Source organism: Avibacterium avium, assembly GCF_900454535.1.
GTDB lineage: Bacteria > Pseudomonadota > Gammaproteobacteria > Enterobacterales > Pasteurellaceae > Avibacterium > Avibacterium avium.
Window position 1 is genome coordinate 739,712 of sequence record NZ_UGSP01000001.1, and the last position, 24,254, is coordinate 763,965.

Here is a 24,254-nt window from a genome sequence, read left to right on the forward strand (position 1 = left end):
TTTCAATTTAAAATCAAAACAAGGCAAGTATTCGATTAATGAATCATTCTTTTGTAGAAGTAAAAAATCTCACCTTTAAGCGTGGTGAGCGTGTCATTTATGATCGCCTGAATTTACGCGTTGAACAGGGAAAAATTACCGCCATAATGGGGCCGTCAGGGATTGGAAAAACCACCTTGTTGCGTCTTATTGGAGGGCAACTTTCACCTGATAGCGGAGAAATTTTGGTCGATGGTAAGGATATTTGTCAAATGTCCCGTGCGGAGCTTTATAAATTGCGTCAGCGCATCGGAATGCTCTTTCAGTCAGGCGCGTTGTTTACCGATATGTCCACCTTTGATAACGTGGCGTTTCCTATTCGTGAACATACCAATTTGCCGGAACAGTTAATCCGTGAAATGGTATTGATGAAATTGCAAGCGGTGGGATTACGCGGTGCAGCGGATTTAATGCCTTCTGAATTATCTGGCGGTATGGCAAGACGCGCAGCCTTGGCGCGAACCATTGCCCTTGACCCTGAATTAATTATGTATGATGAACCCTTTACAGGGCAAGATCCGATTAGTATGGGCGTGATTGTGAGCCTGATTAAACGCTTAAATCAAGCCTTACAGCTCACTTCTATTGTGGTTTCCCACGATGTGCAAGAAGTGCTAAGCATCGCCGATTATGCCTACATTATTGCAGATAAGAAAGTGATTGCTGAAGGAACGCCTGCCGAATTGCTCGCCAGCCAAGATCCACAAGTACAACAGTTTATTAAAGGTGAAGCAGACGGCCCTGTGCGTTTCCATTACCCCGCTGGCGATTATGTTCAGGAGTTATTTGATGATAAGTGATATGATTTCCGCCTTGGGGCGCAGTGCCATCAATTTTTGCAAAGGCATTGGGCGTTCAGGTTTTATGCTGTGGGGCGCATTAGTCGGGCAACCACAAATTAGAAAGCATTTTCCGTTGCTGATTAAACAGCTTTATGTCTTGGGCGTGCAATCTTTACTGATTATTATGCTTTCAGGCTTGTTTATTGGTATGGTGCTTGGGCTACAAGGCTATGTGGTGCTAGTGGATTTTTCTGCAGAAACCAGCCTTGGGCAACTGGTTGCCCTTTCCTTATTACGCGAGCTAGGCCCTGTGGTTACCGCATTATTATTTGCTGGTCGTGCAGGTTCTGCGCTAACCGCAGAAATTGGTTTGATGAAAGCCACCGAACAGCTTTCTAGTCTTGAAATGATGGCGGTTGATCCGTTGCGTCGTGTGATTTCGCCACGTTTTTGGGCAGGCGTGATTGCAATGCCAATTTTATCCATTATTTTTATCGCCATTGGCATTTGGGGCGGCTCATTGGTGGGCGTAGATTGGAAAGGTGTGGACGCAGGCAGTTTTTGGTCAGTAATGCAAAACTCAGTGAGCTGGAAAACCGATATTCTCAATGGCTTAATTAAGAGTCTATTTTTCGCCATTGCCGTGGTATGGATTGCTCTGTTTAATGGGTATGACAGCGTACCAACTTCCGAAGGCATCAGCAAAGCCACCACTAAAACCGTGGTAAATGCTTCCCTTGTGGTGCTTGGGCTAGATTTCGTCTTAACCGCGATAATGTTTGGTGGGAGTTAATCAGGCTGATTAACTAAGAAGTTTCATTTCATTAAAAACAGCACAAAATAAAGTGCGGTGTAAATTTAAGGTATTTTTATGCGACAAACAGCAAAGTATGAATTTTGGGTAGGGTTATTTTTATTGCTTGCCATTGGCGCTTTTGTCTTTTTAGGATTAAAGGTGGCAAATGTGCAAGGCTTTAGCCAAGCAAAATCTTATCAAGTGAGTGCAACTTTTGACAATATTGGTGGACTAAAAGTGCGTGCGCCATTAAAAGTTGGCGGTGTAGTAATTGGGCGAGTAAGTGATATCGAGCTTGATCCACAAACCTATTTGCCAGTGGTGAAGATTGCGATCAATCAAGAATATAACGAAATTCCTGATAACAGCTCGCTTTCCATTAAAACCTCAGGCTTATTAGGTGAACAATATATTGCGTTGAGCATTGGTTTTGATGATGGCGAAACTACCAAAATGCTCAAAGATGGCAGCAAAATTGTGGATACCAAATCTGCAATGGTGTTAGAGGATTTAGTCGGTCAGTTCCTGTATGGGGATAAGAATAAATCTGATGACAGCAAATCTGAAGCGCAACAATAATTTCTTTTTTCGTTTTACGGAGGAATCAATGTTAAAACAAACAATGACAAACTGGTTAAGCAAAACTTTAGTAATTTTCACCGCACTTTTTGCGGTGCAAGCAATGGCGGACGACAGTCCTTATGGTTTAATGCAAAAGGCATCAGACAAATTGTTTAGTGATATTGCTAACAGCCAAAGCCAAATTAAACAAAACCCAAATTATTTAAGAACCATTGTGCGTAAAGATTTAATGCCTTATGTACACGTTAATTATGCGGGATCATTGGTGTTAGGGCAGTATTTCAAAAGCACCACACCAGAGCAGCGTACAAAATTTTTCGCCGCCTTTGATCAATTTATTGAGCAATCTTATGCGCAAGTTTTAACCTTATATAAAAACCAAAAAATTGACATTGAAAAACCGAAAAATGTGTCTGATAACCAAATGAGCATTCGCGTGAAAGTAGTGCAAAATGGTAATGCGCAGCCAATTAATTTAACCTTCTTCTGGCGTAAAAACAGCAGAACGGGTGAATGGCAAGTGTATGATATGGCGGCTGAAGGCGTGAGTATGGTAAACACCAAAAAACAAGAATGGAGTGCAACGTTACGCAAAGACGGCATTGAAGCGCTGACCCAACAAGTGCAAAAAGCGGCAAATGCGCCTGTTACATTGGGTAAATAATCAATGCACAATACATCAGGTTTAGCACCAAGTTTAACTTGGGCATTTGAACAAAATGATGATAAGATAACGCTCCGCTTGACTGGAGCGTTATCCAGAAAAACGTTGTTGCCATTGTGGGAACAACGTTATTCTTTTTTATCTACGGATAAAATTGCGCACCAGCAACTTATTTGGGAACTTGCCGATTTAACGCGAATTGACAGTGCAGGCTTTGCCTTATTGTGTGATTTTATTCATCATTGCCAAAAGCAAGCGCAGACGCAAATCATTCAAAATGCACCTGAGCAATTCCTCACATTGGCTGATCTTTTTGGGTTATCAAAATGGATTGACCCGTTTTTACAACATAGTGGAAAGAATTAATGGAAACGCAAGAAATTGAACGAATTTTAAAAGACGCACTTGGGCTTGAAGAAGTTTATGTACAAGGCGAAAATGCGCATTTTGGCGTGATTGTGATTGATGATGAAATTGCCGGGCTTTCAAGATTAAAACAGCAACAAACCATTTATGCACCGTTAATGCAATATTTTTCTTCAGGCGAAATTCACGCCTTAACCATCAAAACCTTTACCCAAGAAAAGTGGAAACGCGAGCGTTTACTTAATCCCATTAATTAATTTTTAGGACGTTGATATGCAAAAATTTCGTGTTTATGGGCAATCTCGTTTAAGCGGTGATGTCAAAATCTCAGGGGCAAAAAATGCCGCTTTGCCTATTTTATTTGTCGCAATCTTAGCCGAAGAACCTGTTACCTTAACCAATGTACCCGAGTTAAAAGATATTGAAACCACGCTAAAAATTTTGCGTCAGCTTGGTATGCAAGTAGAGCAAAAAGACGGTGGCGTGGTGTATTTAGACGGCTCAAAAATTAATCATTTCATTGCACCTTATGAATTAGTGAAAACAATGCGCGCTTCAATTTGGGCATTAGCACCTTTGGTGGCGCGTTTTCATCAAGGACAGGTTTCGCTCCCAGGTGGCTGTGCCATTGGTGCGCGTCCTGTGGATTTGCATATCAGCGGTTTAGAACGTTTAGGCGCAGAAATAGTGCTTGAAGATGGTTATGTCAAAGCGCATACCAATGGACGTTTGATCGGCACACGAATTGTAATGGAAAAAGTGAGCGTGGGCGCAACCCTTTCTATTATGACAGCAGCCACCCTTGCACAGGGAACAACCATTATTGAAAATGCCGCACGCGAACCTGAAATTGTGGATACCGCCGTATTCTTAAATAAAATGGGTGCAAAAATTAGCGGTGCAGGCACAGATACTATCACTATTGAAGGGGTAGAGCGTTTAACTGGCTGCGAACACGCGGTGGTGGCCGATCGTATTGAAACTGGCACATTCCTTGTGGCAGGGGCGATTTCAGGCGGGCGTATTGTCTGCCGTAACACCAAAGCAGATACCCTTGATGCGGTGATTGATAAATTGCGTGAAGCGGGGGCTGAAATTGAGATCACCGAAGATACCATCACGCTAGATATGAAAGGCAAACGTCCGAAAGCCGTGAATATTCGTACAATGCCACACCCTGGTTTCCCAACAGATATGCAAGCGCAGTTCACCTTATTAAATATGGTGGCGGAAGGCACAAGTAAAATTACCGAAACCATTTTTGAAAACCGCTTTATGCACATTCCAGAATTAATCCGTATGGGCGGAAAAGCCGAAATTGAAGGCAATACCGCGATTTGCCACGGTGTAGAAAGCCTTTCAGGTGCGGAAGTAATGGCAACGGATTTACGCGCTTCAATCAGCTTGGTGCTAGCAGGTTGTATCGCAAGTGGTGAAACCATTGTAGATCGCATTTATCATATTGATCGTGGTTATGAGCATATCGAAGATAAATTGCGTGGTTTAGGCGCGAAAATTGAGCGCTTTAATGATACAAGCGAAAGCTATTAATTAAGCAGAGAACGGGATTGCAATGTAATCCCGTTTTTTTATGAAAAAATGACCGCACTTTTTACTCTTAATAAAAAGTGCATTTCCAAGATTAACATTGTTGTCGCATTTTCCCTTAAGTATAATTCTTGCACTTAGCTAAATTATTAATTATGATCGGAGTTTATGATGAACATCGCCTTGATTATCGGCAGTTTAAGCCAAAAATCCATTAACCGTAGCGTAGCCAATTATATCGTTTCACAATTTCCAGCAGATGTAAAAGTAACCGAAGTACGTATTGATGATTTGCCTCTTTATACCCAAGATCGCGATCAGGTGGACGTGCCAGAATATGATCGTGTGCGTGAGCAAATCAAAAACGCCGATGCAGTGCTAATTGTTAGCCCTGAGCATAACCGTGCAATGCCTGCCGCGACTAAGAATATCATTGATATTGCTTCTCGTCCTTATGGCCAAAATTTATGGCAGGGCAAGAAAGTGGCGATTGTTACGGCTTCACCAGGCGCTTATGGTGGAATTAATTCTGGTTTGCAAATTCGCCAAAGTTTGCAAAGCATTGGTGCGAATGTACTAACCACCGCTGAAGTCTTTTTAAGCAAAGCTAATCAGGCATTGAATGAACAAGGTGAAGTAGCCGATGAACGCACTGCGGGTTTCTTAAGTAAGTTTGCGCAAACTTTTATTCAATGGGCGAAAGCATAAGGCAACGAATTAGAGCATAAGGAGTGAAAATGAGCGTAGATAAATTAAATGCGATTACTAAAGATGTGGGCGGAATTCCTGTAGCTCGTTTATTGCCACAAGCGGGTAAACGCACCATTGGCGCGTGGTGTTTTCTTGATCACGCAGGGCCATCAGAGTTTACTGATGATAATGCAGGCTTACAAGTAGGCGCACACCCACATACTAATTTGCAAACTTTCACTTGGATGCTAGAGGGCGAAGTTTGGCACCAAGACAGCCTTGGTTATCGTCAATTAATTAAGCCAAAACAAGTGAACTTAATGACCGCAGGCACAGGCAATCAGCGTGGTATTAGCCATACGGAACAAACTCCTGAAGGCGTGCATCAGCTTCACGCAGTACAACTTTGGATTGCGCTTCCAATGGATCAAGACATTGAGCCAAATTTTCAACATTATCCTGAATTACCTGAATGGCAAGAAAATGGCGTGAATTACATTTTAACCACAGGTAGCTATCAAGGCAGAACCGCGCCAACGCAACAATATAGCCCGTTAGTTGGCGTAGATATTCAATTTCAACAAGCACAAACGATCAACATAGAACAACAGCCAAACTTTGAATATGGCGTACTGGTACTGAAAGGTGAAGTAGAAATTGAAGGACTAGTTTACCAACAAGATCAACTGGTTAGCTTAACGGATTGCCAAGCTCACGAATTCAAAATTAAAGGTGAAGCAGGCAGCCATATTATGCTGCTAGGCGGAGAACCATTACCACATAAAACCTTAGTGTGGTGGAATTTCGTGGCAGACAGTCAAGATGCCTTACGCCAAGCAGTAGAAGATTGGAACAACGGGCATTCCCGTTTTGGACATATCGATCTAGAAGGTACGCGATTACATCGTTTGAAAGCACCGCAGATCCCTGCAAAATTAGCCTAAAAATCACCGCACTTTTGCGATAAATACCACCAATAACGCCACAATATTGTGGCGTTATAACTATTTTTTCGATCCCGATCGCAAAACATTTCTTTATTTCCCCTAAAAATAGGATCTTCCTTGATAATTGCATCAGTGTTTTATTATCAAGTTTGCATAATGAAGATCAATGAACTGTTACTTCGCTTATTGCAAGTGCCAAAACTTGGCGCGAATAGGATTCAAAAAATACTGGCTGAAATTAGCCCTGAACAGCTTTTAGACTATGACACGATTGCTTTCAAACAAATGGGGTGGACTGAGAGCCAAATTCAGCGCTGGTTTAATCCTGAGCGTAAATTTATTGATCCTGCGTTAGATTGGGCGCAAAGTGCGGGCAATTTTTTGCTTAATTTTACTGAGCAAGATTATCCTTATTTGTTAAAACAAATTCCTTCCGCGCCACCACTGCTATTTTTACAAGGAAATTTAACCGCACTTTCGCAACCACAAATTGCTATTGTGGGCAGCCGTTATTGCTCTAATTATGGGGAATATTGGGCGAAGTTTTTCGCTCAACAATTAAATCAGGCAGGTTTTGCCATTACCAGTGGCTTGGCGCTAGGTATTGATGGCTTTTGTCATCAAGCAGTGGTAGCGCAAAAAGGACAGACTATTGCCGTATTAGGCAGTGGACTGAATGCGGTTTATCCCACTAAACATCGTGGCTTAGCCCAACAGATTATTGAGAATAACGGGGTATTGGTTTCTGAGTTTCTACCCAACCAACCGCCCGTGGCAGAGAATTTTCCACGCCGTAATCGTATTATCAGCGGGCTTTCTCTTGGCACCTTGATCATCGAAGCCACAGAACGAAGTGGCTCATTGATCACCGCACGCTACGCCCTTGAGCAAAACCGAGAAATCTTTGCGCTCCCCGGTAATATCCAGAATGGCTTCAGTGAAGGCTGCCATAAATTGATTAAACAAGGCGCTACACTGGTGGAAAATGTGCAGGACATTGTGGATAATCTGCCGAATTACGGCTATTCCGCATCATTTTATGCACTGCCAAAACAGCAAGATCTCCCATTTAACTCAACTCGCCCTCAAACTAAAAGAGCAGCCCCACAACAATCTGAACCGCCAAGCCACCCCGAACTTTACGCCCAACTTAGCCATATTGCCATCAGCCTTGACGAGCTTTCCGCCCGCTTATCTTTACCCATTGATGCACTACTCACACAATTATTAAGTTTGGAATTGCAAGGTTTGGTGGTAAGCGAAAATGGCTTATATCGAAGGAGTTAAAAGACTTGACAAAATAATTTAAAAGCACAGAATAAGTAGGCGAGGGTTGGCTCGATAATAACCTGAAATAAAACTAGGACATAAGAGCCTATGGGTGGCAGGCACCAAAATAAACCTGAAACAAAGCTAGGACGTAAGCGCCTATGGGTGGCAGGCACCAAAATAAACCAACCATTTTTATTCTAGAAAAGCCTACTTATGTAGGCTTTTTTTATATCTAGGATTTTGAAGTATGGCAAATAATCAGCAAGAAAGATTGAAGAAATATATTAATGATATTTATCAAATAGCCGATTTTCTACAAAGAACATTTATTAACAAAGAAGTTGTTTATAAGACAAAACACGTTGAGATATCGATTTATTTTAGAAAGAGTAACTTTATGCATCTTTGCGGTATAAAATATAAAGAAGGAGCTAAAGCATTCTTTGGAAGTGCATTGAGTAAAAGTATTGATTTGTCTAAGGTAGAAGTAAAAGATGATGGCACTACATTCATTAAGTTAAAATTACTTAAATATATTCCATTAATAATTACAGATAAGGCAACATTATCTACTGAACACTCGTTATATTTACATCTTAGCTTTGATGCGGCAATTAAAGCTAAACAGAATAAAAACCAATTTGCTATTACACTAATTAATGATAATGCTAAATTTATTCCAAATTCATTATTAAACACTTCAAAAATAAACCAATTTCCAGTCGGTGATAAAATAATAGAGATTTATTCTCTTGATTATCATTCTAAGGGAAAATATTATTATCTTCTCTCAAGAAATTGATACAACCGATAACTCACTTGCCCAGTGGTTTTTTCTTTTAATATTTGCCAATTATCTGGCACGCTTAGGGTTTTGTTTTTTTCCGTTTCCACATAAATTAGTGCATCGGGTTTTAGCCAATTAAATTTAATCAGCAAATCAACGGTTTGTTGTGCGAGATCAAAATGAAAAGGTGGATCGAGAAACACCAAGTCAAACATGGGGTTTGGTTCTGGTTGCTGTAAATAATGCAAGCTATCTTGGTTAATCACACGTCCTTGCTGTGGCTTACATTTTAGCTGTTGTAGATTTTGCGTGAGTTGCTTTGCCACTTGCTTATTGAGTTCCAAAAAGGTCACTTGCTTAGCTTGGCGTGAAAGGGCTTCTAACCCCAATGAACCGCTGCCAGCAAAACAATCTAAGCAAGTCGCGTCCACAATATAAGGCATCAGCCAGTTAAATAGCGTTTCTTTCACCCGATCACCTGTTGGGCGCAAGCCTTCCGCATTCAACACAGGTAATTTCCGCCCACGCCAAAGCCCCGCAATAATACGGACTTCACCTTTTGCCAGATTTGTATGTTGCTTGCGTGCTACAGGATTTTTTTTCATAGGGATTCGCCAAATTATGATAAACTATGCAAACTTTTCGCTGAACTTAATGCCTATTTTCAGCCGATTTTTGCGTTCGGTAACAGAATAAAATCAGGTGGCATAGTTTAGTATAAAATTCAGAAAATCAGTAATTTTTTTATAATAGCGAGTAATTTATGGCAGAAAAAAATAAAAAAGGTGGTTTTTGGTCTTGGTTTGGATTAGGAAAAAAGAAAGAAGAAACATCGAACCAAGCTGAGGTACAAGAAACAGAAAGCATTGAGCAAACAGAACTTCCGCAAGAAGCAAATGCGGTGGAAAATCTCGAGGTTTTAGCACAAGAAACAGAAATCGTAGAGCAAACAGAGCTTCCGCAAGAGCCAAGTGCAGTGGGAAATCCAGAAGTTTTAGCGCAAGAAACAAAGAGCTCCGAGCAAGCCGAACTTCCGCAAGAACCAAGCTCGGTGGAAAATCCAGAAGTTTTAGTGCAAGAAACAGAAATCATAGAGCAAACCGAGCTTTCACAAGAACCAAGTGCGGTAGAAAATCCTGACATTTTAGCGCAAGAAACAGAAATTACCGAGCAAGCAGAGCTTCCGCAAGAACCAAGTGCAGTGAGAAATTCTGACGTTTTGTCGCAAGAAATAGAAATCATTGAGCAAGCAGAACTTCCGCAAGAACCAAGTGCGCTGGAAAATCCAGAAGTTTTGGTGGAAGAAACAGAAATCGTAGAGCAAACAGAGCTTCCACAAGAGCCAAGTGTGGTGGAAAATCCTGAAATTTCAACGCAAGAAAAACCAAGCGAAGGGGGCTTTTTTAGCCGTTTGGTGAAAGGCTTAATTCGCACCAAACAAAATATTGGTTCGGGCTTTTTTGGGCTATTTTCGGGCAAAAAAATTGATGATGATCTGTTTGAAGAATTAGAAGAACAGTTACTCATTGCTGATATTGGTATGCCAACAACCACTAAAATTATCAATAACTTAACGCAGCACGCTAGCCGTAAGCAGCTAAAAGATGCGGATTTACTGTATCAACAATTAAAATTAGAGCTCGCGGAGATTATCAAGCCTGTGGCGCAGCCTTTAGAAATTGATACCAGCAAAAAGCCTTATGTGATTTTAATGGTGGGCGTCAATGGCGTAGGGAAAACCACCACCATTGGTAAACTCGCGCGCCAATTCCAAATGCAAGGTAAATCCGTGATGTTAGCCGCAGGGGATACTTTCCGTGCCGCAGCCGTAGAACAGCTTCAAGTATGGGGGGAACGTAATCATATTCCCGTGGTGGCACAAAGCACGGGTGCAGATTCCGCTTCGGTGATCTATGATGCAATGCAATCGGCCGCTGCGCGCAATATCGATATTTTGATTGCCGATACCGCAGGGCGTTTGCAAAATAAAAATAATCTAATGGACGAGCTGAAAAAAATCGTTCGCGTAATGAAAAAATACGATGAAACCGCGCCGCACGAAATTATGCTTACCCTTGATGCTGGCACAGGGCAAAACGCTATTAGCCAAGCCAAATTATTCAACGAAGCAGTGGGACTAACGGGAATTAGCTTAACCAAATTAGACGGTACAGCCAAAGGCGGCGTGATTTTCGCCATCGCCGATCAATTCAAATTACCAATTCGTTATATTGGGGTAGGGGAAAAAATTGAAGATCTGCGCCCATTCCAAGCTGATGAATTTATCGAAGCGCTATTTAGCCACGAAGAATAAACAGCTAAGGATAAGTAAATAGAAGAATGCTCCCTTATTCCCTTATATTAGGGTAGGGAGCATTTTTTAATGGGAGTGAGAATGTGGTTTTTGCTTATCTTGCTTGATGAGAATTTGCCACACAATACTTACCCCACTGCGCAAAATAAACACACTTAAAATGGCGCTAGCGACAATATCTATCCACTGAATTTGCCACAGCCACGCGCTTAGCCCCGCAATGATGGCGATAACAGAGCCAAATAAATCAGCCAGAACGTGTAAATAGGCTGCGCGAATATTTAAGTTTTCGTGATCACTTTTTAGCATTAACCACGCCACAATCATATTGACCAACAGCCCCACAATCGCCACGCCTAGCATTGGTAAGGCATTAATCGGTAAAGGATTTTGCCAGCGTTCAATGGCTTCCCATAAAATCCAAATCGCCACAATAATTAAAGAAAGCGCATTGAGCAGAGCGAAATATTTCTGTGTTTTATGGCTGAAAAATAGGGCGACAAAGGCAAGCAATAAAGAAAGGCTATCGTTTGCCATATGACCTGCGTCCGCCATTAATGTTAGGCTGTTGAAATAATAACCGCCGAGAAATTCGATCACCATATAAGCGGTGATAATGGCAAAACTGAACGCTAAAATGCGTTGATTTTGTGAGCCGTGATCGTGGTGGTGATGGTGCATAAATGATCCTAAATAAAAATTTGCCATAGTATAGGTTTAACTGGTGGTAAAGGTCAAGTTTTGGGGCTAGTTTTATAAAAATGCGAGAAAAAAGCACCGCACTTTGATCTTCGATTAATTAATAATCAGTCCTTTTTTAGCTTTTAATTCACAATGCGAAAACGCTTTTTGATTTCGCTATCTTTTTGATTTTTAATGGTTTTATTCTTTTTTCTCATTATGCTTATGGCAAACTTAGCATTTAATTCCCACCTATTCTGTATAAAACCACAATTTTATCCACAGAAATGCTGAATAACTCACAGTTTGACGATAAAAGTGCGGTGAAAATCCTGATAAAAATACAGTATGATTTTTTTCTAGGCGGTAATTGGAGTAAAAAAATGCGATCTTGGATCTTGGTTTTAGATCTTAATGATAAGTAAGGATCTGTTTTAACTTATTTTTAAATAAAGCATTTTTTATCCTTATGCACAAATAATTTGATTTTATTCCCGCACTTTTCACAATGTTATGCACAGCGTTGTGATTTTTATTCAATTTATTAACAGGTGGGAAGATTTTATCGAGTTAAATTCTGATAGAAAACCGTCTTAAAAGCGTGTTTGCGGGTTGTTAAAACCTTGAGTTTGTGAAACAATTCACCAATTCAGAATTTAAAATTTTTAAAACTAAGGTGAACGATAGTGATCGATTTCGATGGCTACCGTCCGAATGTGGGAATTGTCATTTGCAACCGTAAAGGTCAGGTTTTGTGGGCGAAACGCTATGGGCAAAACTCGTGGCAGTTTCCGCAAGGCGGCATAAACGATAATGAAACGGCTGAGCAGGCGATGTATCGTGAGCTTTTTGAAGAAGTGGGTTTAACCCGTAAAGATGTTAAATTGCTTTATGTTTCAAAACAATGGTTGCGCTATAAACTTCCTAAACGCTTATTACGCTACGACAGCAAACCAATGTGTATCGGACAAAAACAACGTTGGTTCTTATTGCAATTAGTTTCGGACGAAAAAGATATTAATATGCAAACCACCAAATCGCCAGAATTTGATGGCTGGCGTTGGGTGAGTTTTTGGTATCCTGTGCGTCAGGTTGTGCCTTTCAAAAAAGAAGTGTACCGCAAAGCAATGAAGGAATTTGCGGCGGTATTATTTAATGGGAAAAATCAGCCAAATTCCTATTCTCAAGAACAGAAGTCTTCGCCAACCCATTCTGCAACAAATACGGCGAACAAACATTCTGGTAAAAAATATTCATCAGGCAAATTCCATAAACGTTCATTTCATCGAACAAAGGGGGCATAATGCTGAGCTTTTTTCTTATTTGTTTAATTGTCGGCTGTGTGGTCGGCTTTTTAGCGGGCTTATTTGGCATTGGCGGCGGGCTGATTATCGTTCCCGTGTTGGTTTATTTATTGCCAATGGTTGATGTGCCTAGCGAACTTTTGATGTCCACGGCATTGGGAACCTCTTTCGCCACCATTGTAGTAACCGGCTTTTCTTCGGCGCAACGTCATCACAAGCTCGGCAATATTGTTTGGCCAGCGGTGAAAGTGCTTGCCCCTGTGATTATGGTAACGACCTTTATTTCAGGGCTTTTTGTCGGCAATTTAGATAAAAGCGTATCAAGCAAATTATTTGCCTGCTTGGTAGTGTATCTCGCGGTGAAAATGTTGCTTTCGATTAAACCGAAAGAAGTGAAAAAAGCGCTCACTACCACCTCTTCTGTGATTGGTGGGATTCTGATTGGGATAGCTTCCAGCATTGCGGGCATTGGCGGCGGTGGTTTTATTGTGCCGTTTTTGAATGGACGTGGTATTGAAATGAAAAAAGCCATCGGCTCATCAGCATTTTGTGGAATGTTGCTTGGCCTTTCAGGAATGCTGAGCTTTATTGTGGGCGGCTGGGGACAAGCAAATATGCCAAGTTATTCATTAGGTTATGTGTATTTACCTGCTGTGGTGGGGATTACGGCAACCTCATTTTTTACTTCAAAACTCGGGGCTAGCACCACAGATAAATTGCCGGTGAAAACCCTAAAACGTTATTTTGCCGTGCTATTGATCTGTATTGCGATCAATATGCTTATGAAATAAAGGAACTGTATGACTTCACAATTTTTAACTTTTCCCCAATTTGATCCAGTGATTTTCCAACTAGGGCCTGTTGCCTTGCGTTGGTATGGATTAATGTATTTAATCGGCTTTGTGTTTGCGCGCTGGCTTGCGGTTCGCCGAGCCAACCACCCAAATAGCGGCTGGACAACAGAACAAGTGGACAGCCTACTATTTAACGGTTTTCTTGGCGTATTTCTTGGTGGTCGCATCGGTTATGTGATGTTCTACCAGTTCGATTATTTCTTGCAAGATCCAATGTATTTATTCCGCGTGTGGGAAGGGGGAATGTCTTTCCACGGCGGCTTAATTGGCGTGATTTTGGCAATGTTTATCACCGCAAAATTACAACACCGCGGCTTTTGGGCGACAGCAGATTTTGTTGCGCCACTTATTCCTTTTGGCTTAGGAATGGGGCGTATTGGTAACTTTATTAATGATGAGCTTTGGGGGCGTGTAACAGACGTGCCTTGGGCGGTATTGTTCCCTTCTGGCGGTTATTTACCGCGACACCCTTCGCAACTTTACGAAGCAGTATTAGAGGGCTTGGTGTTATTTATTATCCTTAATCTGTTTATTAAAAAGCCACGTCCAGCAGGTTCTGTGGCGGGATTATTTTTAGTCGGCTACGGCACATTCCGTTTTATTATTGAATATTTCCGTGAGCCTGATGCGCAACTCGGCTTATTCTTCCAACAGCACATTTCAATGGGGCAAATTCTCTCATTGCCAATGATTTTGCTCGGTGCGCTGATTATGCTTATGGCTTACAAAAGTGCGCTAAAAAAATAAGGAAAATGAGGAAAATAGGGGAAATTTACAATGCGTCAATATTTAGATTTATGCCAAAACATCATTGATAACGGCACTTGGGTGGAAAATGAACGTACTGGAAAACGCTGTTTAACCCTGATTAACGCTGATCTTACCTACAATGTGGCGGACAATGAATTTCCGCTAATCACTACGCGAAAAAGTTACTGGAAAGCGGCGATTGCGGAATTTTTAGGCTATATTCGTGGCTACGACAACGCCGCAGATTTCCGCCAGCTTGGCACAAAAACGTGGGACGCCAACGCCAATGAAAATCAGGCTTGGTTGAATAATCCACACCGCAAAGGCACAGACGATATGGGGCGTGTTTACGGCGTTCAAGGGCGTGCTTGGCGTAAACCTAACGGCGAAACCCTCGATCAGTTGCGTAAAGTAGTGAATGACTTAAGCAAAGGGCTAGACGATCGCGGCGAGATCATCACGTTTTATAACCCTGGCGAAATTGAACTCGGCTGTTTACGTCCTTGTATGCACACGCACACCTTTTCTTTGCTTGGTGATACGCTCTATTTAACCAGCTATCAGCGTTCTTGCGATGTGCCACTCGGGCTGAATTTTAATCAAATTCAAGTATTTACTTTCTTAGCATTAATGGCGCAGATTACAGGGAAAAAAGCAGGAATGGCGTATCATAAAATCGTCAATGCGCATATTTATGAAGATCAGCTTGAGCTTATGCAAAATGTTCAACTCAAGCGTGAACCATTGCCACTACCGAAGTTAGAAATTAATCCTGACATCAAAACCCTTGAGGATCTAGAAACTTGGGTAACAATGGATGATTTCAAGGTCATTGGCTATGAATCTCACCCTGCGATTAAATATCCTTTCTCGGTGTAAGATAAAAAGAGCAAAATGAAAAAATTGCGCCCAAAAGCATCGCACTTTATTCTCTCAATCAGCCAATGTATGGCTGATTTTTCACATTCTTTCAGTGCATAAGGAAAACAAAAGTGCGGTCGGATTTTGATGAAAAAATGATGCGCTACGCCCTAAGCCTTGCCGATAAAGCCGAAGCCTTAGGGGAAATTCCTGTGGGCGCTGTGCTAGTTGATGATGAAGGAAATATTGTGGCAGAGGGCTGGAATTTATCCATTATTCAGCACGATCCCACCGCGCACGCCGAAATTGTGGCACTGCGCCAAGCGGGGCAAGCGCAACAAAACTACCGCCTACTCAACACCACACTGTATGTTACCCTTGAACCTTGCACAATGTGCGCAGGGGCGATTTTACATAGTCGAATCAAACGGTTAGTATTCGGGGCTTATGATCTAAAAACTGGGGCAGTGGGGTCGCGTTTTCATTTTTTTGATGATTATAAAATGAACCACAGCCTTGAAATTACAGGTGGTGTGCTGCAAGAAGAATGTAGCCAAAAACTCAGCGCTTTCTTTCAAAAACGGCGTGAACAGAAAAAGCAGCAGAAGTTAGCACAGAAAAGTGCAGAAAATAGTTCTGCAAAATAAAGTCAGATAATAAAAAGTGCGGTGATTTTTTGCTAAATTTTAACAAATTTTCCACCGCACTTTTTTAATCGGCTGTTGTAAGCCATTGCAACGAAATGCACTATTCTTTTTTCAGTAAGAACACGCCATAGTCAGCAAAATGCACATAGGCTTGTTTGATAGCAGGATCAAAACTATCAGGCTGGCAGTTGATGAGTAGCGGTTTGCCGCCCCATTGCGCTACAATTTCCCAGTGATTGCCCATATATACCGCATTTTGAATTTCACAGCGTTGAGCAGCATCGCCTTGTGCTGAAAGGCGTACTGCTTCAGGGCGAATGCCGACCAAACATTCTCCGTCTGGCAAACCGAAGGATTGCACATTTGGCAAGGTGAACGCATATTGATTAACCGTTATCGTGCCGTTTTCAAGTTTGCCGTCAAAGATGCTACTTTCCCCCATAAAGTTAGCTAAAAACAATGAGTTAGGGTGTTGATAAAGTTCTTTCGCAGAAGCCTTTTGCATAATTTTGCCTTTGTGCATTACGATCACTTCATCAGACACGGCGAACGCTTCGCTTTGATCGTGAGTAACATAAAGGGAGGTGATGCCAAGGCGTTGTTGCAGCTCGCGGATTTTCTCACGCATACTACGGCGTAAATTGGCGTCAAGATTGCTCAGTGGTTCATCAAACAATAGCACTTTAGGTTTTAGCACCAGCGCACGCGCTAAGGCGACACGTTGTTGCTGGCCACCTGAGATTTGATCCACATAGCGATCTTCAAAGCCCGCCAAATCCACCAATTCCAAGGCTTCTTTAACCCGCTGTTTGCGCTCTGCTGATCCCACGCCCTGCATACGCAACCCGTAGCCCACATTATCCCCAATGGACATATGTGGAAACAACGCATAAGACTGAAACACGATACAAATATCACGATTTTGAATGGAGGATTTGGTGACATCTTCTCCATCAATAAAAATCTGCCCAGCAGTAGGGCTTTCTAGCCCTGCTACAAGGCGTAGCACGGTGGTTTTTCCGCAACCAGAAGGCCCGAGCAGGGTAACCATTGAGCCTTGTTTAATGGAAAGATTCAGATCATCGATCACCACCGCTTTACCAAAGGATTTGGTCACATTTTTTAACACTAAAAAATCATTATTCTTCATTTTTACAACCTATTAATTCATTTTTTTCGCTTTAGAACGAGCAATTCGCGTGTCGCCCACCAACCAGTCAAATAGCAAAATAATTGCCATCATTACCACGATTAAAATTGAGCCATAAGCAATGGCAACGCCGTATTCGCCGTCTTCTACGCGGTTTAGAATATAAGAAGTGGCAACCCTTGTATCTGCAGTAACTAAGAAGACAATGGCGCTGACTGTGGTCATTGCGCGCACAAAACTGGTTACCAACGCGGAGAGCAACGCGGGCTTAAGCAGTGGGAAGACAATATACCAAATGGTTTTTAACGAGCTGCCTTTGAGTGAAAGCGAGGCTTCATCAAGGGATTTATCAAGCTGCCCTAAACCCGCCACCGCAGCACGCATACCCACAGGCATATTACGCATTACCATTGAAAGCACGATGATGATGCTTGTCCCCGTGATATAAATTGGCGCATTGTTAAAGGCGAGAATATAGGAAACCCCTGCCACCGTTCCCGGTACAGCAAAGCAAAGCAAGGTTAAAAATTCAAGGGTTTTCTTGCCTTTAAAATCACGGCGCACGGTGATGTAGGCAATCAATAAGCCAAAAATCGCTGTAATCGGGGCTGCAGTAGCGGCAAAAATCACCGTATGAATCAGCGATGGCCAAGCGCCGTCACTAAAGCCTTGCCCGAATAAGGTGAGATAATGTTTAAAGGTGAAAGTGTAATCCACGCCCCAGTTCATTGTAAAGCTACCGTAGAAAATACTGCCGTATAGCACCGCATTAAACAGCACCCAGAAACCAAGGGTAAAAATAATGAAAAATTTCATCGCACTTGGCAAATCTTGCACATCACCGCGATAAGATTTGCCTGAAACGGTAACATAAGAGCGATTGCCGATCCATAAATATTGGATCACAAAAATCGCCAAAGAGAAGATCAGCAAAATACTGCCTAAGGTGCTGGCCGAAGCGTAATCTAACTGCGAGCCTGCAATGTAGAAATAAATTTGCGAAGAAATCACATCAAAGCTACCACCTAGCACAAGTGGGGTACTAAAATCGGCTAAAGATTGGATTGCCACCACTAAAAAGGCATTGGCAAGCGCTGGTTTGAGCAAGGGGAAAATAATATTGAAAAAGGCTTGATAGCGGTTTGAGCGTAGCGTATATGCCGCTTCTTCAATAGATGGATGAATGGATTTTAACGCCCCTTCTAAAATCATAAAAGCCATTGGCGTTAGCGCAAGCGTGTGGGCGATGATAATCCCAGTAAAACCATATAACCAGTTGCTGCTAAAGCCAAAATATTGCACTAAAAACTCCGTAACATAACCTGAACGCCCAAGCATTAAGGTTACCCCTAACCCTACCACAAAAGGCGGAGTTACAATCGGCAAAATGGAGAAAATTTTTCCGATCACCGCGGTGCGTTTAGCAATGCGTGTGGTGTAAAGAGCAAAAATCAAACCAAATAATGTAGCTAAAATGCCCACCGTAATTGCTACACTAAGGGAATTACCGATAATCCGAATGATGTAAGGTTTTTCGACAATGCTGATTACTTGGCTTGGCACAAATTCCCCGTTGTCATAAAACATCGAGATAAAAATCGCCAAGGTGGGATACACAATGAAAAAGAAAATCAGCAAGACAATGCTAATGAGCGAGGCGATGATGAATTTATCCCCTTGCATCACCTTCATTTTTGCCAAGCCTTGAGTGGCAAGGGCAATCAGGCTCAACATTAGGACAAAAACGGAATAGCCGAGATTGAATTTTTCTATTGTGGCAGAAATAAACACAAATAGGAAAATTGCCAACACCGCCAGAAATTCTGCCAGACCTTGCTGTCGTTCCCCTTTCCCTTTGAAAACAGCAGACAGGATTGGCACGAAAGCTAATGCAGCAAACCAAAACCAACTTAAATTAAAGCTTGCCCAGCCCATTGATTCATAAATTTCATCAGGCGTGGATTCCGCCAAGCCATAATACAACGCCATAGAAGGCAAACAGATAAAGCCCAACAACGCGAGCAAAATCCAAAATAGGCTACTATTAAACATCTGTGCCAATTTATTCATAATCTTTCCGTAAGAGATGATAGAGTATCTTGTTATAACAAAAACCTTAAGGAGAATAAAGGCGGTTTTCCGCCTTACTATTTACTGTGCCAATTTCACTTCATTAACCCATTTGTTAATCAAGCGTTTGCGTTCTTCTGATGCACCGTATTTCTCAAAATCATAATTGATGAGATTAAGTTTGGTTGGATCAAACGCGGTTGGTGATTGTTCGGCGGTGGTGTTGGTCAGTGTTTGGAAAGCACGGCCTTTTTTCCACGCTAATTCTTGGCCTTCTTTTGATAATGCCCAATCCACGAATAATTTAGCGTTATCTAAGTTACGCGCGCCTTTTAAGATACTCACACCGCCAAGTTCATAGCCAGTGCCTTCGCAAGGCACGACTAATTCAATTGGCGCGCCCTGTTGTTTTTCAAGGGCGTAATCGTGTAGGAAGCCAATCCCAACTGTGGTTTCACCTCTAGCGGTGTTGCGTGAAGGGGTGATGCCTGATTTGGTATATTGAGAAATGTTCGGGTGAAGTTGTTTGAAGAAATCAAAGGTTTGATCTTCGCCCCATAATTGTACAAAGGTAGCAATGGCGGTGTACGCGGTGCCTGAACTTTGTGGATCGGCCACTTGAATTTCGCCTTTTAAGCGTGGATCGGTTAAGTCTTTCCAGCATTTAGGGACTTCAGTGATGCCTAATTTTTTCAAGCGTTCCGTGTTTACCCCAAAGCCTAAAATCCCCATATAAATGGCGGATGTGTAGTTACCTTTGACTTTGGCAGGATCTTGGAATCTCGGCATAATTTGATCGACATTTGGCGAGCGGTAGGCTTCTAATAAACCCAGTTCGCCAGCTTGAGATTGGGGATCGAGCGTGCCGCCATACCATACATCAGCTTGCGGATTTTTCTTTTCCGCTTCAATTTTCGCAAAGGTGCTGCCTGAACCATTACGGATAAAAGACGTTTTCACATCATATTTTTTGCCGAAAGCTTGAGTTTCAGCTTCACACATTTCATTTGTGGCACTGCAATATACCACCAAGCGTCCTTTGGCTTGTGCTTGCACACTGAAGATTAAGGCAGAAGTGGCAAGTGCGGTGGAAATTGCGAGAGAAATTGCTTTACATTTCATTGTGGTACTCCTTATGGTTTGGCGGAAAATCGCCTAGATCATTGATTAATCTCAATTAAATGAGCCTAATCCTATCCGAATGGAGTAAAAAATGCTGTGAACCACTTCACAAAACGAAAGATTTCTTTCGTTTTATTTCATTAAAAGGGGGAAACTATTATTAAAAAACAAAATTTTTCTTTATAATCCTACAATCACTGTAACTCGTCTAGTTGAGCCATATTATGTCAGATCAAGATTGCATCATTATCGCTATCGCAGGGGCTTCCGCCTCAGGAAAAAGCCTTATTGCTTCCACCATTCATAAAGAACTTCGTGATGAGCTAAGTTGCGAAGACATTGGCATTATTTCTGAAGATAGCTACTACAAAGATCAAACCCACCTTGCTTTTGAAGAGCGCATTAAAACCAATTATGACCACCCAAATTCAATGGATCGCAATTTGTTGTTACAACATTTGCGCGCCTTAAAAGCGGGGCAAGCGGTGGATATTCCGGTTTATAGCTATGTGGAACACACACGCACGGGCGAAACCACCCATTTCAAACCGAAAAAAGTGATTATTTTAGAAGGCATTTTGTTGCTCACGGACGAACGCATTCGCCAAGAAGCGAGTATTTCAGTATTCGTGGATACGCCGTTAGATATTTGTTTTATCCGCCGTTTAAAACGTGATATGGAAGAGCGTGGGCGTTCTTTGCAATCAGTGGTGGATCAATATCGTGCCACTGTGCGCCCTATGTTCTTACAATTTATCGAGCCGTCTAAACAATATGCCGATATTGTTGTTCCACGCGGTGGGAAAAACCGTATTGCAATCAATATGTTAAAAGCACAAATTAGACACCTGCTGAAAAGCAAATAGGGGGCAAAATGAGATTGTGTGATACCGACATTGAACGTTATTTAGATGAAGGCATTATCAGTTTAACGCCGCGCCCAGATAACGACAAAATCAATGGTGCAACCGTTGATGTGCGCTTGGGCAATTCTTTCCGCGTGTTTCGTGAGCATACTGCGCCTTACATTGATTTAAGCGGCAAAAAAGAAGAAGTTTCTGCCCAACTTGAAGCGGTGATGAGCGATGAAATTCTCATTGATGATGGAGAAGCTTTTTTTCTTCACCCCGGTGAACTAGCGCTTGCCACCACCTTTGAAGCGGTATCCTTGCCCGCCAATATTATCGGTTGGCTAGATGGGCGCTCTTCCCTTGCCCGCCTAGGATTAATGGTACACGTTACGGCACACCGTATCGATCCCGGTTGGAATGGGCGTATTGTGCTGGAATTTTACAATTCAGGCAAACTGCCTTTAGCATTGCGTCCGAAAATGGTGATTGGTGCATTGAGTTTTGAAGTGCTAAGTGGTGAGGCGGCGCGTCCTTATAATCGCCGTCAAGATGCCAAATATAAAGATCAGCAAAATGCGGTGGCCAGCCGTATTGATAAGGATAAATAAACAATGAAAAAGAAAGCAATATGGCTAATCGCACTGTTGTGCGTGGGGCTGTGCTTTCTTTTTTGGCAGAAATCCCGTTTAACGGCGCAGCTTTCTGAGCGCCTTGCGCAGCAGCATATCCAAGTGGCACAAGTGGAAAGCCAGCTTTTCCCCACTCAACTATCCTTACATAATGTTAAGTTTCAACAAAAAGCGCGGTGGTTTTTCTTTGAAAAAATCGTGCTTGAACTCAATCCCACCGCGTTGCTTGGCGGTGAGCTTAAGCTCAATGAAATTCAACTACACAACGGCAATATTGCTAACTCCCAATGGCAAGGGCTAAATGTTAGCCTAAAACCCACCGCACTTTCTTGGCAGGACATCGCCCATTTACTCAATGCCTTACCACAAAATTCCCCGCTGAATTTGCAGAAACCCGTGCAAATGGCGTTTAGCGCACAAGCAACACGAGCAGCAAGCCAGATCCAGTTACAAGGCAATGTACAGCTTTCTCATAATGGCCTAGTATTTGAACAGCTTGCAGGACAATGGCAGTTTGAACGCCCCCTTTATGGTGATGTGAAAACAATGGCGTTACAGTTAAAACAAGGGCATTTACGCAATGAAGTGCAAGGCGAAACGAACCGCTATCAGCTTGATTTCACGGATTTGAGCATTAACCAAGTTCCCTTTTCACAAGGAAAAATTCTGCTTGAATTTCAACCGCACTTTATCAATGGCAAACTTTCCTTAGCACCGCAAGGAAATGTGGATTTCCAATTTTATCAACAACCCGATCGCGTTCAGTTTTCTGCACAAAATATCGCCGTAGAACAATGGCTTGCTTTGTTTAAGTTGCCTGTGCTAGCAACAGGGCAGGCGCAATTAAAAGGGGAAGTGGTACTCGTTGATCAACAAATTGAGCAAGGGCAGGCAAGCTTACAAATCGTCAATGGTAAGGTGAAAAACGTGAATTTGTTAGCCATTGTGGCACAACGTTTGCCGATTAATTATGATTCCGCACGTTTACAAAATATGGATTCACCCTTTGAGCTGCTTACCGCTCAGCTAATTTGGGATCAGAAAAAAATGCAATGGCAGAATTTGCAATTACGGGATCCTTATTTTCAGCTCACGGGCGAAGGTACGGTGGATCAAGTGAGCCAACAATGTGATTTTCTCGTTAATCTCAATTTGCGTGAGAAAAAATATCAAAACTTCCGCTTGCCGTTGCATTTCTTCGGTGATTGCCATTCGCCGCAATATAAAATTGAGTCCACCCAAGGCTTAAAAAAACAGCTCAAAGATTTATTCAAACAACGCTTTTCTCGCTGAGTAAAATCTAAACTTCCGTGCTAGAATAGCCCACTTTTTTGCTAACCCAAATTTAAAATGTTATCTCCCAAAATTGTTCGCCGTGTAAAATTATGGCGTGTTATTTGTATGGCGTTTTCTGCCTTTATTTTTAACACCACTGAGTTTATCCCTGTGGCGCTGCTTTCCGATATTGCCGAAAGTTTCCAAATGCCCGTCAGCCAAACAGGGCTGATGATCACCATTTATGCGTGGATTGTTTCCTTGCTTTCCTTGCCCTTTATGCTGCTCACCGCCAAGTTAGAGCGGCGTAGTTTGCTGATTAAGCTGTTTATTCTCTTTATTGTGAGTCATATTTTGTCTTGCGTGGCGTGGAATTTCCAAGTGCTGCTGATTTCTCGCATTGGCATTGCGATTTCTCATTCTATATTTTGGGCGATCACCGCTTCGCTCACCGTTCGCCTTGCACCAAAAGATAAAAAAGCACAAGCGCTCGGCTTGTTAGCAATGGGCAGCGCCTTGGCGATGGTGTTAGGCTTGCCCTTAGGGCGTATCATTGGGCAATGGCTTGGCTGGCGTACCACCTTTGGCGTGATTGGCGTGGTGGCGTTTATCGTATTGATTTTTCTATATAAATTATTACCGCACTTAGTGAGCAAAAACGCCGGCACATTAAAAAGCGTTCCGCTATTATTTAAACGTCCGTTGTTGGTGGGATTATTTGTTCTCACCGCCATTGTGATTTCTGCCCATTTCACCGCATACAGCTATGTTGAACCTTTTATGATGCAAGAAGTGAGCATCGCCCCAACGGAAACCACCTTGATTTTATTGCTGTTTGGCTGCGCAGGAATGATCGCCAGTATGCTATTTAGCCGTTTTCACCGCTTCGGGCCAGCAAAATTTCTGCTGATTGCAATGAGCAGTCTAGCTCTTTCACTCTTTGCTTTAGTGCTATTAAAAGGCCATTCCGCCTTTACTTATCCGTTAGTGCTATTGTGGGGCATTGGCATTGCAGGCATCGGCTTGAGCTTGCAAATTCGCATTTTACAACTCGCGCCAGATGCCACGGATGTCGCAATGGCGATTTTCTCAGGCATTTATAATATTGGCATTGGCGGCGGCGCATTGCTCGGCAACCAAGTAATGCAACATTTGGGGCTGTCTTATATTGGAATGGTGGGCGGTATTTTTGCCTTGGTTAGCATTATGCTATTTTTGGCGATTCATTTTAAATACCGCTATTTGCCTATTTCACGCTAATTTATTGGTAAGA

The 24,254-nt window shown here is 42.3% G+C and carries 26 protein-coding genes; 21 read left to right on the forward strand and 5 right to left on the reverse strand.

The features are described 5' to 3' along the window. Positions 1 to 38: 38 nt before the first annotated feature. The 11 genes from mlaF to DYC50_RS03730 all read left to right on the forward strand — a co-directional run bounded on the left by mlaF (position 39) and on the right by DYC50_RS03730 (position 8,488). Positions 39 to 839, forward strand: a complete 801-nt coding sequence (gene mlaF, locus DYC50_RS03680; protein WP_115249037.1) for a phospholipid ABC transporter ATP-binding protein MlaF — start codon at positions 39 to 41, stop codon at positions 837 to 839. After that, entirely contained in the window at positions 829 to 1,614 is a 786-nt protein-coding gene (mlaE, locus tag DYC50_RS03685) for a lipid asymmetry maintenance ABC transporter permease subunit MlaE (protein WP_115249038.1), read from the forward strand. Before mlaF ends, mlaE begins: the two co-directional genes overlap by 11 nt. A 78-nt stretch (positions 1,615 to 1,692) precedes the next feature. Continuing rightward, positions 1,693 to 2,196, forward strand: a complete 504-nt coding sequence (gene mlaD / locus DYC50_RS03690) for an outer membrane lipid asymmetry maintenance protein MlaD (RefSeq protein ID WP_115249039.1) — start codon at positions 1,693 to 1,695, stop codon at positions 2,194 to 2,196. A gap of 28 nt (positions 2,197 to 2,224) precedes the next feature. Then, positions 2,225 to 2,863: a phospholipid-binding protein MlaC gene (gene mlaC, locus DYC50_RS03695; protein WP_115249040.1), complete on the forward strand. Its 639-nt coding sequence runs from the start codon at positions 2,225 to 2,227 to the stop codon at positions 2,861 to 2,863. 3 nt (positions 2,864 to 2,866) lie between these two features. Then, positions 2,867 to 3,229 (forward strand): STAS domain-containing protein, encoded by a 363-nt coding sequence (locus DYC50_RS03700; RefSeq protein WP_103853263.1) that lies wholly within the window; start codon positions 2,867 to 2,869, stop codon positions 3,227 to 3,229. Continuing rightward, positions 3,229 to 3,486, forward strand: coding sequence for a BolA family protein (locus DYC50_RS03705; RefSeq protein ID WP_103853262.1), 258 nt, complete (start codon positions 3,229 to 3,231; stop codon positions 3,484 to 3,486). Before DYC50_RS03700 ends, DYC50_RS03705 begins: the two co-directional genes overlap by 1 nt. Positions 3,487 to 3,502: 16 nt before the next feature. Then, on the forward strand, positions 3,503 to 4,780 hold the full coding sequence (murA, locus tag DYC50_RS03710) for a UDP-N-acetylglucosamine 1-carboxyvinyltransferase (protein ID WP_115249041.1): 1,278 nt from the start codon (positions 3,503 to 3,505) through the stop codon (positions 4,778 to 4,780). A 165-nt stretch (positions 4,781 to 4,945) separates the two neighbouring features. Further along, positions 4,946 to 5,485, forward strand: coding sequence for an NADPH-dependent FMN reductase (locus tag DYC50_RS03715; protein ID WP_115249042.1), 540 nt, complete (start codon positions 4,946 to 4,948; stop codon positions 5,483 to 5,485). Between the two features lie 29 nt (positions 5,486 to 5,514). Beyond that, complete coding sequence (locus DYC50_RS03720) at positions 5,515 to 6,411, forward strand: pirin family protein (protein ID WP_115249043.1); 897 nt, start codon at positions 5,515 to 5,517, stop codon at positions 6,409 to 6,411. A 159-nt stretch (positions 6,412 to 6,570) separates the two neighbouring features. Next, entirely contained in the window at positions 6,571 to 7,701 is a 1,131-nt protein-coding gene (dprA, locus tag DYC50_RS03725; RefSeq protein ID WP_115249044.1) for a DNA-processing protein DprA, read from the forward strand. A gap of 232 nt (positions 7,702 to 7,933) precedes the next feature. Then, entirely contained in the window at positions 7,934 to 8,488 is a 555-nt protein-coding gene (locus tag DYC50_RS03730) for a PBECR4 domain-containing protein (protein WP_115249045.1), read from the forward strand. Here the strand turns inward: DYC50_RS03730 and rsmD are convergent. Next, positions 8,467 to 9,078, reverse strand: coding sequence for a 16S rRNA (guanine(966)-N(2))-methyltransferase RsmD (gene rsmD, locus DYC50_RS03735; RefSeq protein WP_115249046.1), 612 nt, complete (start codon positions 9,076 to 9,078; stop codon positions 8,467 to 8,469). The genes DYC50_RS03730 and rsmD overlap by 22 nt on opposite strands. A 158-nt stretch (positions 9,079 to 9,236) precedes the next feature. Between rsmD and ftsY the strand changes: the two genes are divergently transcribed. Then, positions 9,237 to 10,787, forward strand: coding sequence for a signal recognition particle-docking protein FtsY (gene ftsY, locus DYC50_RS03740; RefSeq protein ID WP_115249047.1), 1,551 nt, complete (start codon positions 9,237 to 9,239; stop codon positions 10,785 to 10,787). A gap of 66 nt (positions 10,788 to 10,853) precedes the next feature. Here ftsY and DYC50_RS03745 read toward each other — a convergent pair whose 3' ends face one another. Beyond that, positions 10,854 to 11,468 carry a cation diffusion facilitator family transporter gene (locus tag DYC50_RS03745; protein ID WP_245934862.1) on the reverse strand — a complete coding sequence of 205 codons (615 nt, stop codon included), beginning with the start codon at positions 11,466 to 11,468 and terminating at the stop codon, positions 10,854 to 10,856. Positions 11,469 to 12,154: 686 nt separating this feature from the next. Between DYC50_RS03745 and rppH the strand changes: the two genes are divergently transcribed. The 5 genes from rppH to tadA all read left to right on the forward strand — a co-directional run bounded on the left by rppH (position 12,155) and on the right by tadA (position 15,884). After that, positions 12,155 to 12,772 (forward strand): RNA pyrophosphohydrolase, encoded by a 618-nt coding sequence (rppH, locus tag DYC50_RS03750; RefSeq protein ID WP_115249049.1) that lies wholly within the window; start codon positions 12,155 to 12,157, stop codon positions 12,770 to 12,772. Next, the gene (locus DYC50_RS03755; RefSeq protein ID WP_103854039.1) at positions 12,772 to 13,563 is read left to right on the forward strand and encodes a sulfite exporter TauE/SafE family protein; all 792 of its coding nucleotides are present in this window, start codon (positions 12,772 to 12,774) and stop codon (positions 13,561 to 13,563) included. Before rppH ends, DYC50_RS03755 begins: the two co-directional genes overlap by 1 nt. Before the next feature lie 9 nt (positions 13,564 to 13,572). Further along, complete coding sequence (gene lgt, locus DYC50_RS03760) at positions 13,573 to 14,373, forward strand: prolipoprotein diacylglyceryl transferase (RefSeq protein ID WP_115249050.1); 801 nt, start codon at positions 13,573 to 13,575, stop codon at positions 14,371 to 14,373. 30 nt (positions 14,374 to 14,403) lie between these two features. Next, positions 14,404 to 15,255 carry a thymidylate synthase gene (locus DYC50_RS03765; RefSeq protein ID WP_115249051.1) on the forward strand — a complete coding sequence of 284 codons (852 nt, stop codon included), beginning with the start codon at positions 14,404 to 14,406 and terminating at the stop codon, positions 15,253 to 15,255. 98 nt (positions 15,256 to 15,353) lie between these two features. Further along, the gene (tadA, locus tag DYC50_RS03770; RefSeq protein ID WP_115249052.1) at positions 15,354 to 15,884 is read left to right on the forward strand and encodes a tRNA adenosine(34) deaminase TadA; all 531 of its coding nucleotides are present in this window, start codon (positions 15,354 to 15,356) and stop codon (positions 15,882 to 15,884) included. A gap of 100 nt (positions 15,885 to 15,984) precedes the next feature. Here tadA and fbpC read toward each other — a convergent pair whose 3' ends face one another. The 3 genes from fbpC to DYC50_RS03785 form a co-directional block, all read right to left on the reverse strand. Beyond that, complete coding sequence (gene fbpC, locus DYC50_RS03775) at positions 15,985 to 17,034, reverse strand: ferric ABC transporter ATP-binding protein (RefSeq protein ID WP_115249053.1); 1,050 nt, start codon at positions 17,032 to 17,034, stop codon at positions 15,985 to 15,987. Between the two features lie 12 nt (positions 17,035 to 17,046). Next, on the reverse strand, positions 17,047 to 19,104 hold the full coding sequence (locus DYC50_RS03780; protein ID WP_115249054.1) for an ABC transporter permease: 2,058 nt from the start codon (positions 19,102 to 19,104) through the stop codon (positions 17,047 to 17,049). 81 nt (positions 19,105 to 19,185) lie between these two features. Further along, positions 19,186 to 20,226: an ABC transporter substrate-binding protein gene (locus tag DYC50_RS03785; RefSeq protein ID WP_103853450.1), complete on the reverse strand. Its 1,041-nt coding sequence runs from the start codon at positions 20,224 to 20,226 to the stop codon at positions 19,186 to 19,188. Positions 20,227 to 20,450: 224 nt separating this feature from the next. Between DYC50_RS03785 and udk the strand changes: the two genes are divergently transcribed. Genes udk through DYC50_RS03805 form a run of 4 tightly spaced genes read left to right on the forward strand, consistent with a single transcriptional unit; the run spans position 20,451 to position 24,241 of the window. Then, entirely contained in the window at positions 20,451 to 21,092 is a 642-nt protein-coding gene (gene udk, locus DYC50_RS03790; RefSeq protein ID WP_115249055.1) for a uridine kinase, read from the forward strand. 8 nt (positions 21,093 to 21,100) lie between these two features. Next, a complete protein-coding gene (gene dcd / locus DYC50_RS03795) occupies positions 21,101 to 21,685 on the forward strand; it encodes a dCTP deaminase (protein WP_103853448.1) in 585 nt (194 codons plus the stop codon). Between the two features lie 3 nt (positions 21,686 to 21,688). Next, a complete protein-coding gene (locus DYC50_RS03800; RefSeq protein WP_115249056.1) occupies positions 21,689 to 22,999 on the forward strand; it encodes a hypothetical protein in 1,311 nt (436 codons plus the stop codon). A 57-nt stretch (positions 23,000 to 23,056) separates the two neighbouring features. Then, the gene (locus DYC50_RS03805; RefSeq protein WP_115249057.1) at positions 23,057 to 24,241 is read left to right on the forward strand and encodes a sugar transporter; all 1,185 of its coding nucleotides are present in this window, start codon (positions 23,057 to 23,059) and stop codon (positions 24,239 to 24,241) included. The last annotated feature ends 13 nt before the right edge of the window (positions 24,242 to 24,254 follow it).

Bases quoted from the DNA above. Each gene is read 5' to 3' on its own strand.
- mlaF (WP_115249037.1), top strand. From the start codon at position 39: ATGAATCATTCTTTTGTAGAAGTAAAAAATCTCACCTTTAAGCGTGGT.
- mlaE (WP_115249038.1), top strand. From the start codon at position 829: ATGATAAGTGATATGATTTCCGCCTTGGGGCGCAGTGCCATCAATTTT.
- mlaD (WP_115249039.1), top strand. From the start codon at position 1,693: ATGCGACAAACAGCAAAGTATGAATTTTGGGTAGGGTTATTTTTATTG.
- mlaC (WP_115249040.1), top strand. From the start codon at position 2,225: ATGTTAAAACAAACAATGACAAACTGGTTAAGCAAAACTTTAGTAATT.
- DYC50_RS03700 (WP_103853263.1), top strand. From the start codon at position 2,867: ATGCACAATACATCAGGTTTAGCACCAAGTTTAACTTGGGCATTTGAA.
- DYC50_RS03705 (WP_103853262.1), top strand. From the start codon at position 3,229: ATGGAAACGCAAGAAATTGAACGAATTTTAAAAGACGCACTTGGGCTT.
- murA (WP_115249041.1), top strand. From the start codon at position 3,503: ATGCAAAAATTTCGTGTTTATGGGCAATCTCGTTTAAGCGGTGATGTC.
- DYC50_RS03715 (WP_115249042.1), top strand. From the start codon at position 4,946: ATGATGAACATCGCCTTGATTATCGGCAGTTTAAGCCAAAAATCCATT.
- DYC50_RS03720 (WP_115249043.1), top strand. From the start codon at position 5,515: ATGAGCGTAGATAAATTAAATGCGATTACTAAAGATGTGGGCGGAATT.
- dprA (WP_115249044.1), top strand. From the start codon at position 6,571: ATGAAGATCAATGAACTGTTACTTCGCTTATTGCAAGTGCCAAAACTT.
- DYC50_RS03730 (WP_115249045.1), top strand. From the start codon at position 7,934: ATGGCAAATAATCAGCAAGAAAGATTGAAGAAATATATTAATGATATT.
- rsmD (WP_115249046.1), bottom strand. From the start codon at position 9,078: ATGAAAAAAAATCCTGTAGCACGCAAGCAACATACAAATCTGGCAAAA.
- ftsY (WP_115249047.1), top strand. From the start codon at position 9,237: ATGGCAGAAAAAAATAAAAAAGGTGGTTTTTGGTCTTGGTTTGGATTA.
- DYC50_RS03745 (WP_245934862.1), bottom strand. From the start codon at position 11,468: ATGCACCATCACCACCACGATCACGGCTCACAAAATCAACGCATTTTA.
- DYC50_RS03755 (WP_103854039.1), top strand. From the start codon at position 12,772: ATGCTGAGCTTTTTTCTTATTTGTTTAATTGTCGGCTGTGTGGTCGGC.
- lgt (WP_115249050.1), top strand. From the start codon at position 13,573: ATGACTTCACAATTTTTAACTTTTCCCCAATTTGATCCAGTGATTTTC.
- DYC50_RS03765 (WP_115249051.1), top strand. From the start codon at position 14,404: ATGCGTCAATATTTAGATTTATGCCAAAACATCATTGATAACGGCACT.
- fbpC (WP_115249053.1), bottom strand. From the start codon at position 17,034: ATGAAGAATAATGATTTTTTAGTGTTAAAAAATGTGACCAAATCCTTT.
- DYC50_RS03780 (WP_115249054.1), bottom strand. From the start codon at position 19,104: ATGAATAAATTGGCACAGATGTTTAATAGTAGCCTATTTTGGATTTTG.
- DYC50_RS03785 (WP_103853450.1), bottom strand. From the start codon at position 20,226: ATGAAATGTAAAGCAATTTCTCTCGCAATTTCCACCGCACTTGCCACT.
- udk (WP_115249055.1), top strand. From the start codon at position 20,451: ATGTCAGATCAAGATTGCATCATTATCGCTATCGCAGGGGCTTCCGCC.
- dcd (WP_103853448.1), top strand. From the start codon at position 21,101: ATGAGATTGTGTGATACCGACATTGAACGTTATTTAGATGAAGGCATT.
- DYC50_RS03800 (WP_115249056.1), top strand. From the start codon at position 21,689: ATGAAAAAGAAAGCAATATGGCTAATCGCACTGTTGTGCGTGGGGCTG.
- DYC50_RS03805 (WP_115249057.1), top strand. From the start codon at position 23,057: ATGTTATCTCCCAAAATTGTTCGCCGTGTAAAATTATGGCGTGTTATT.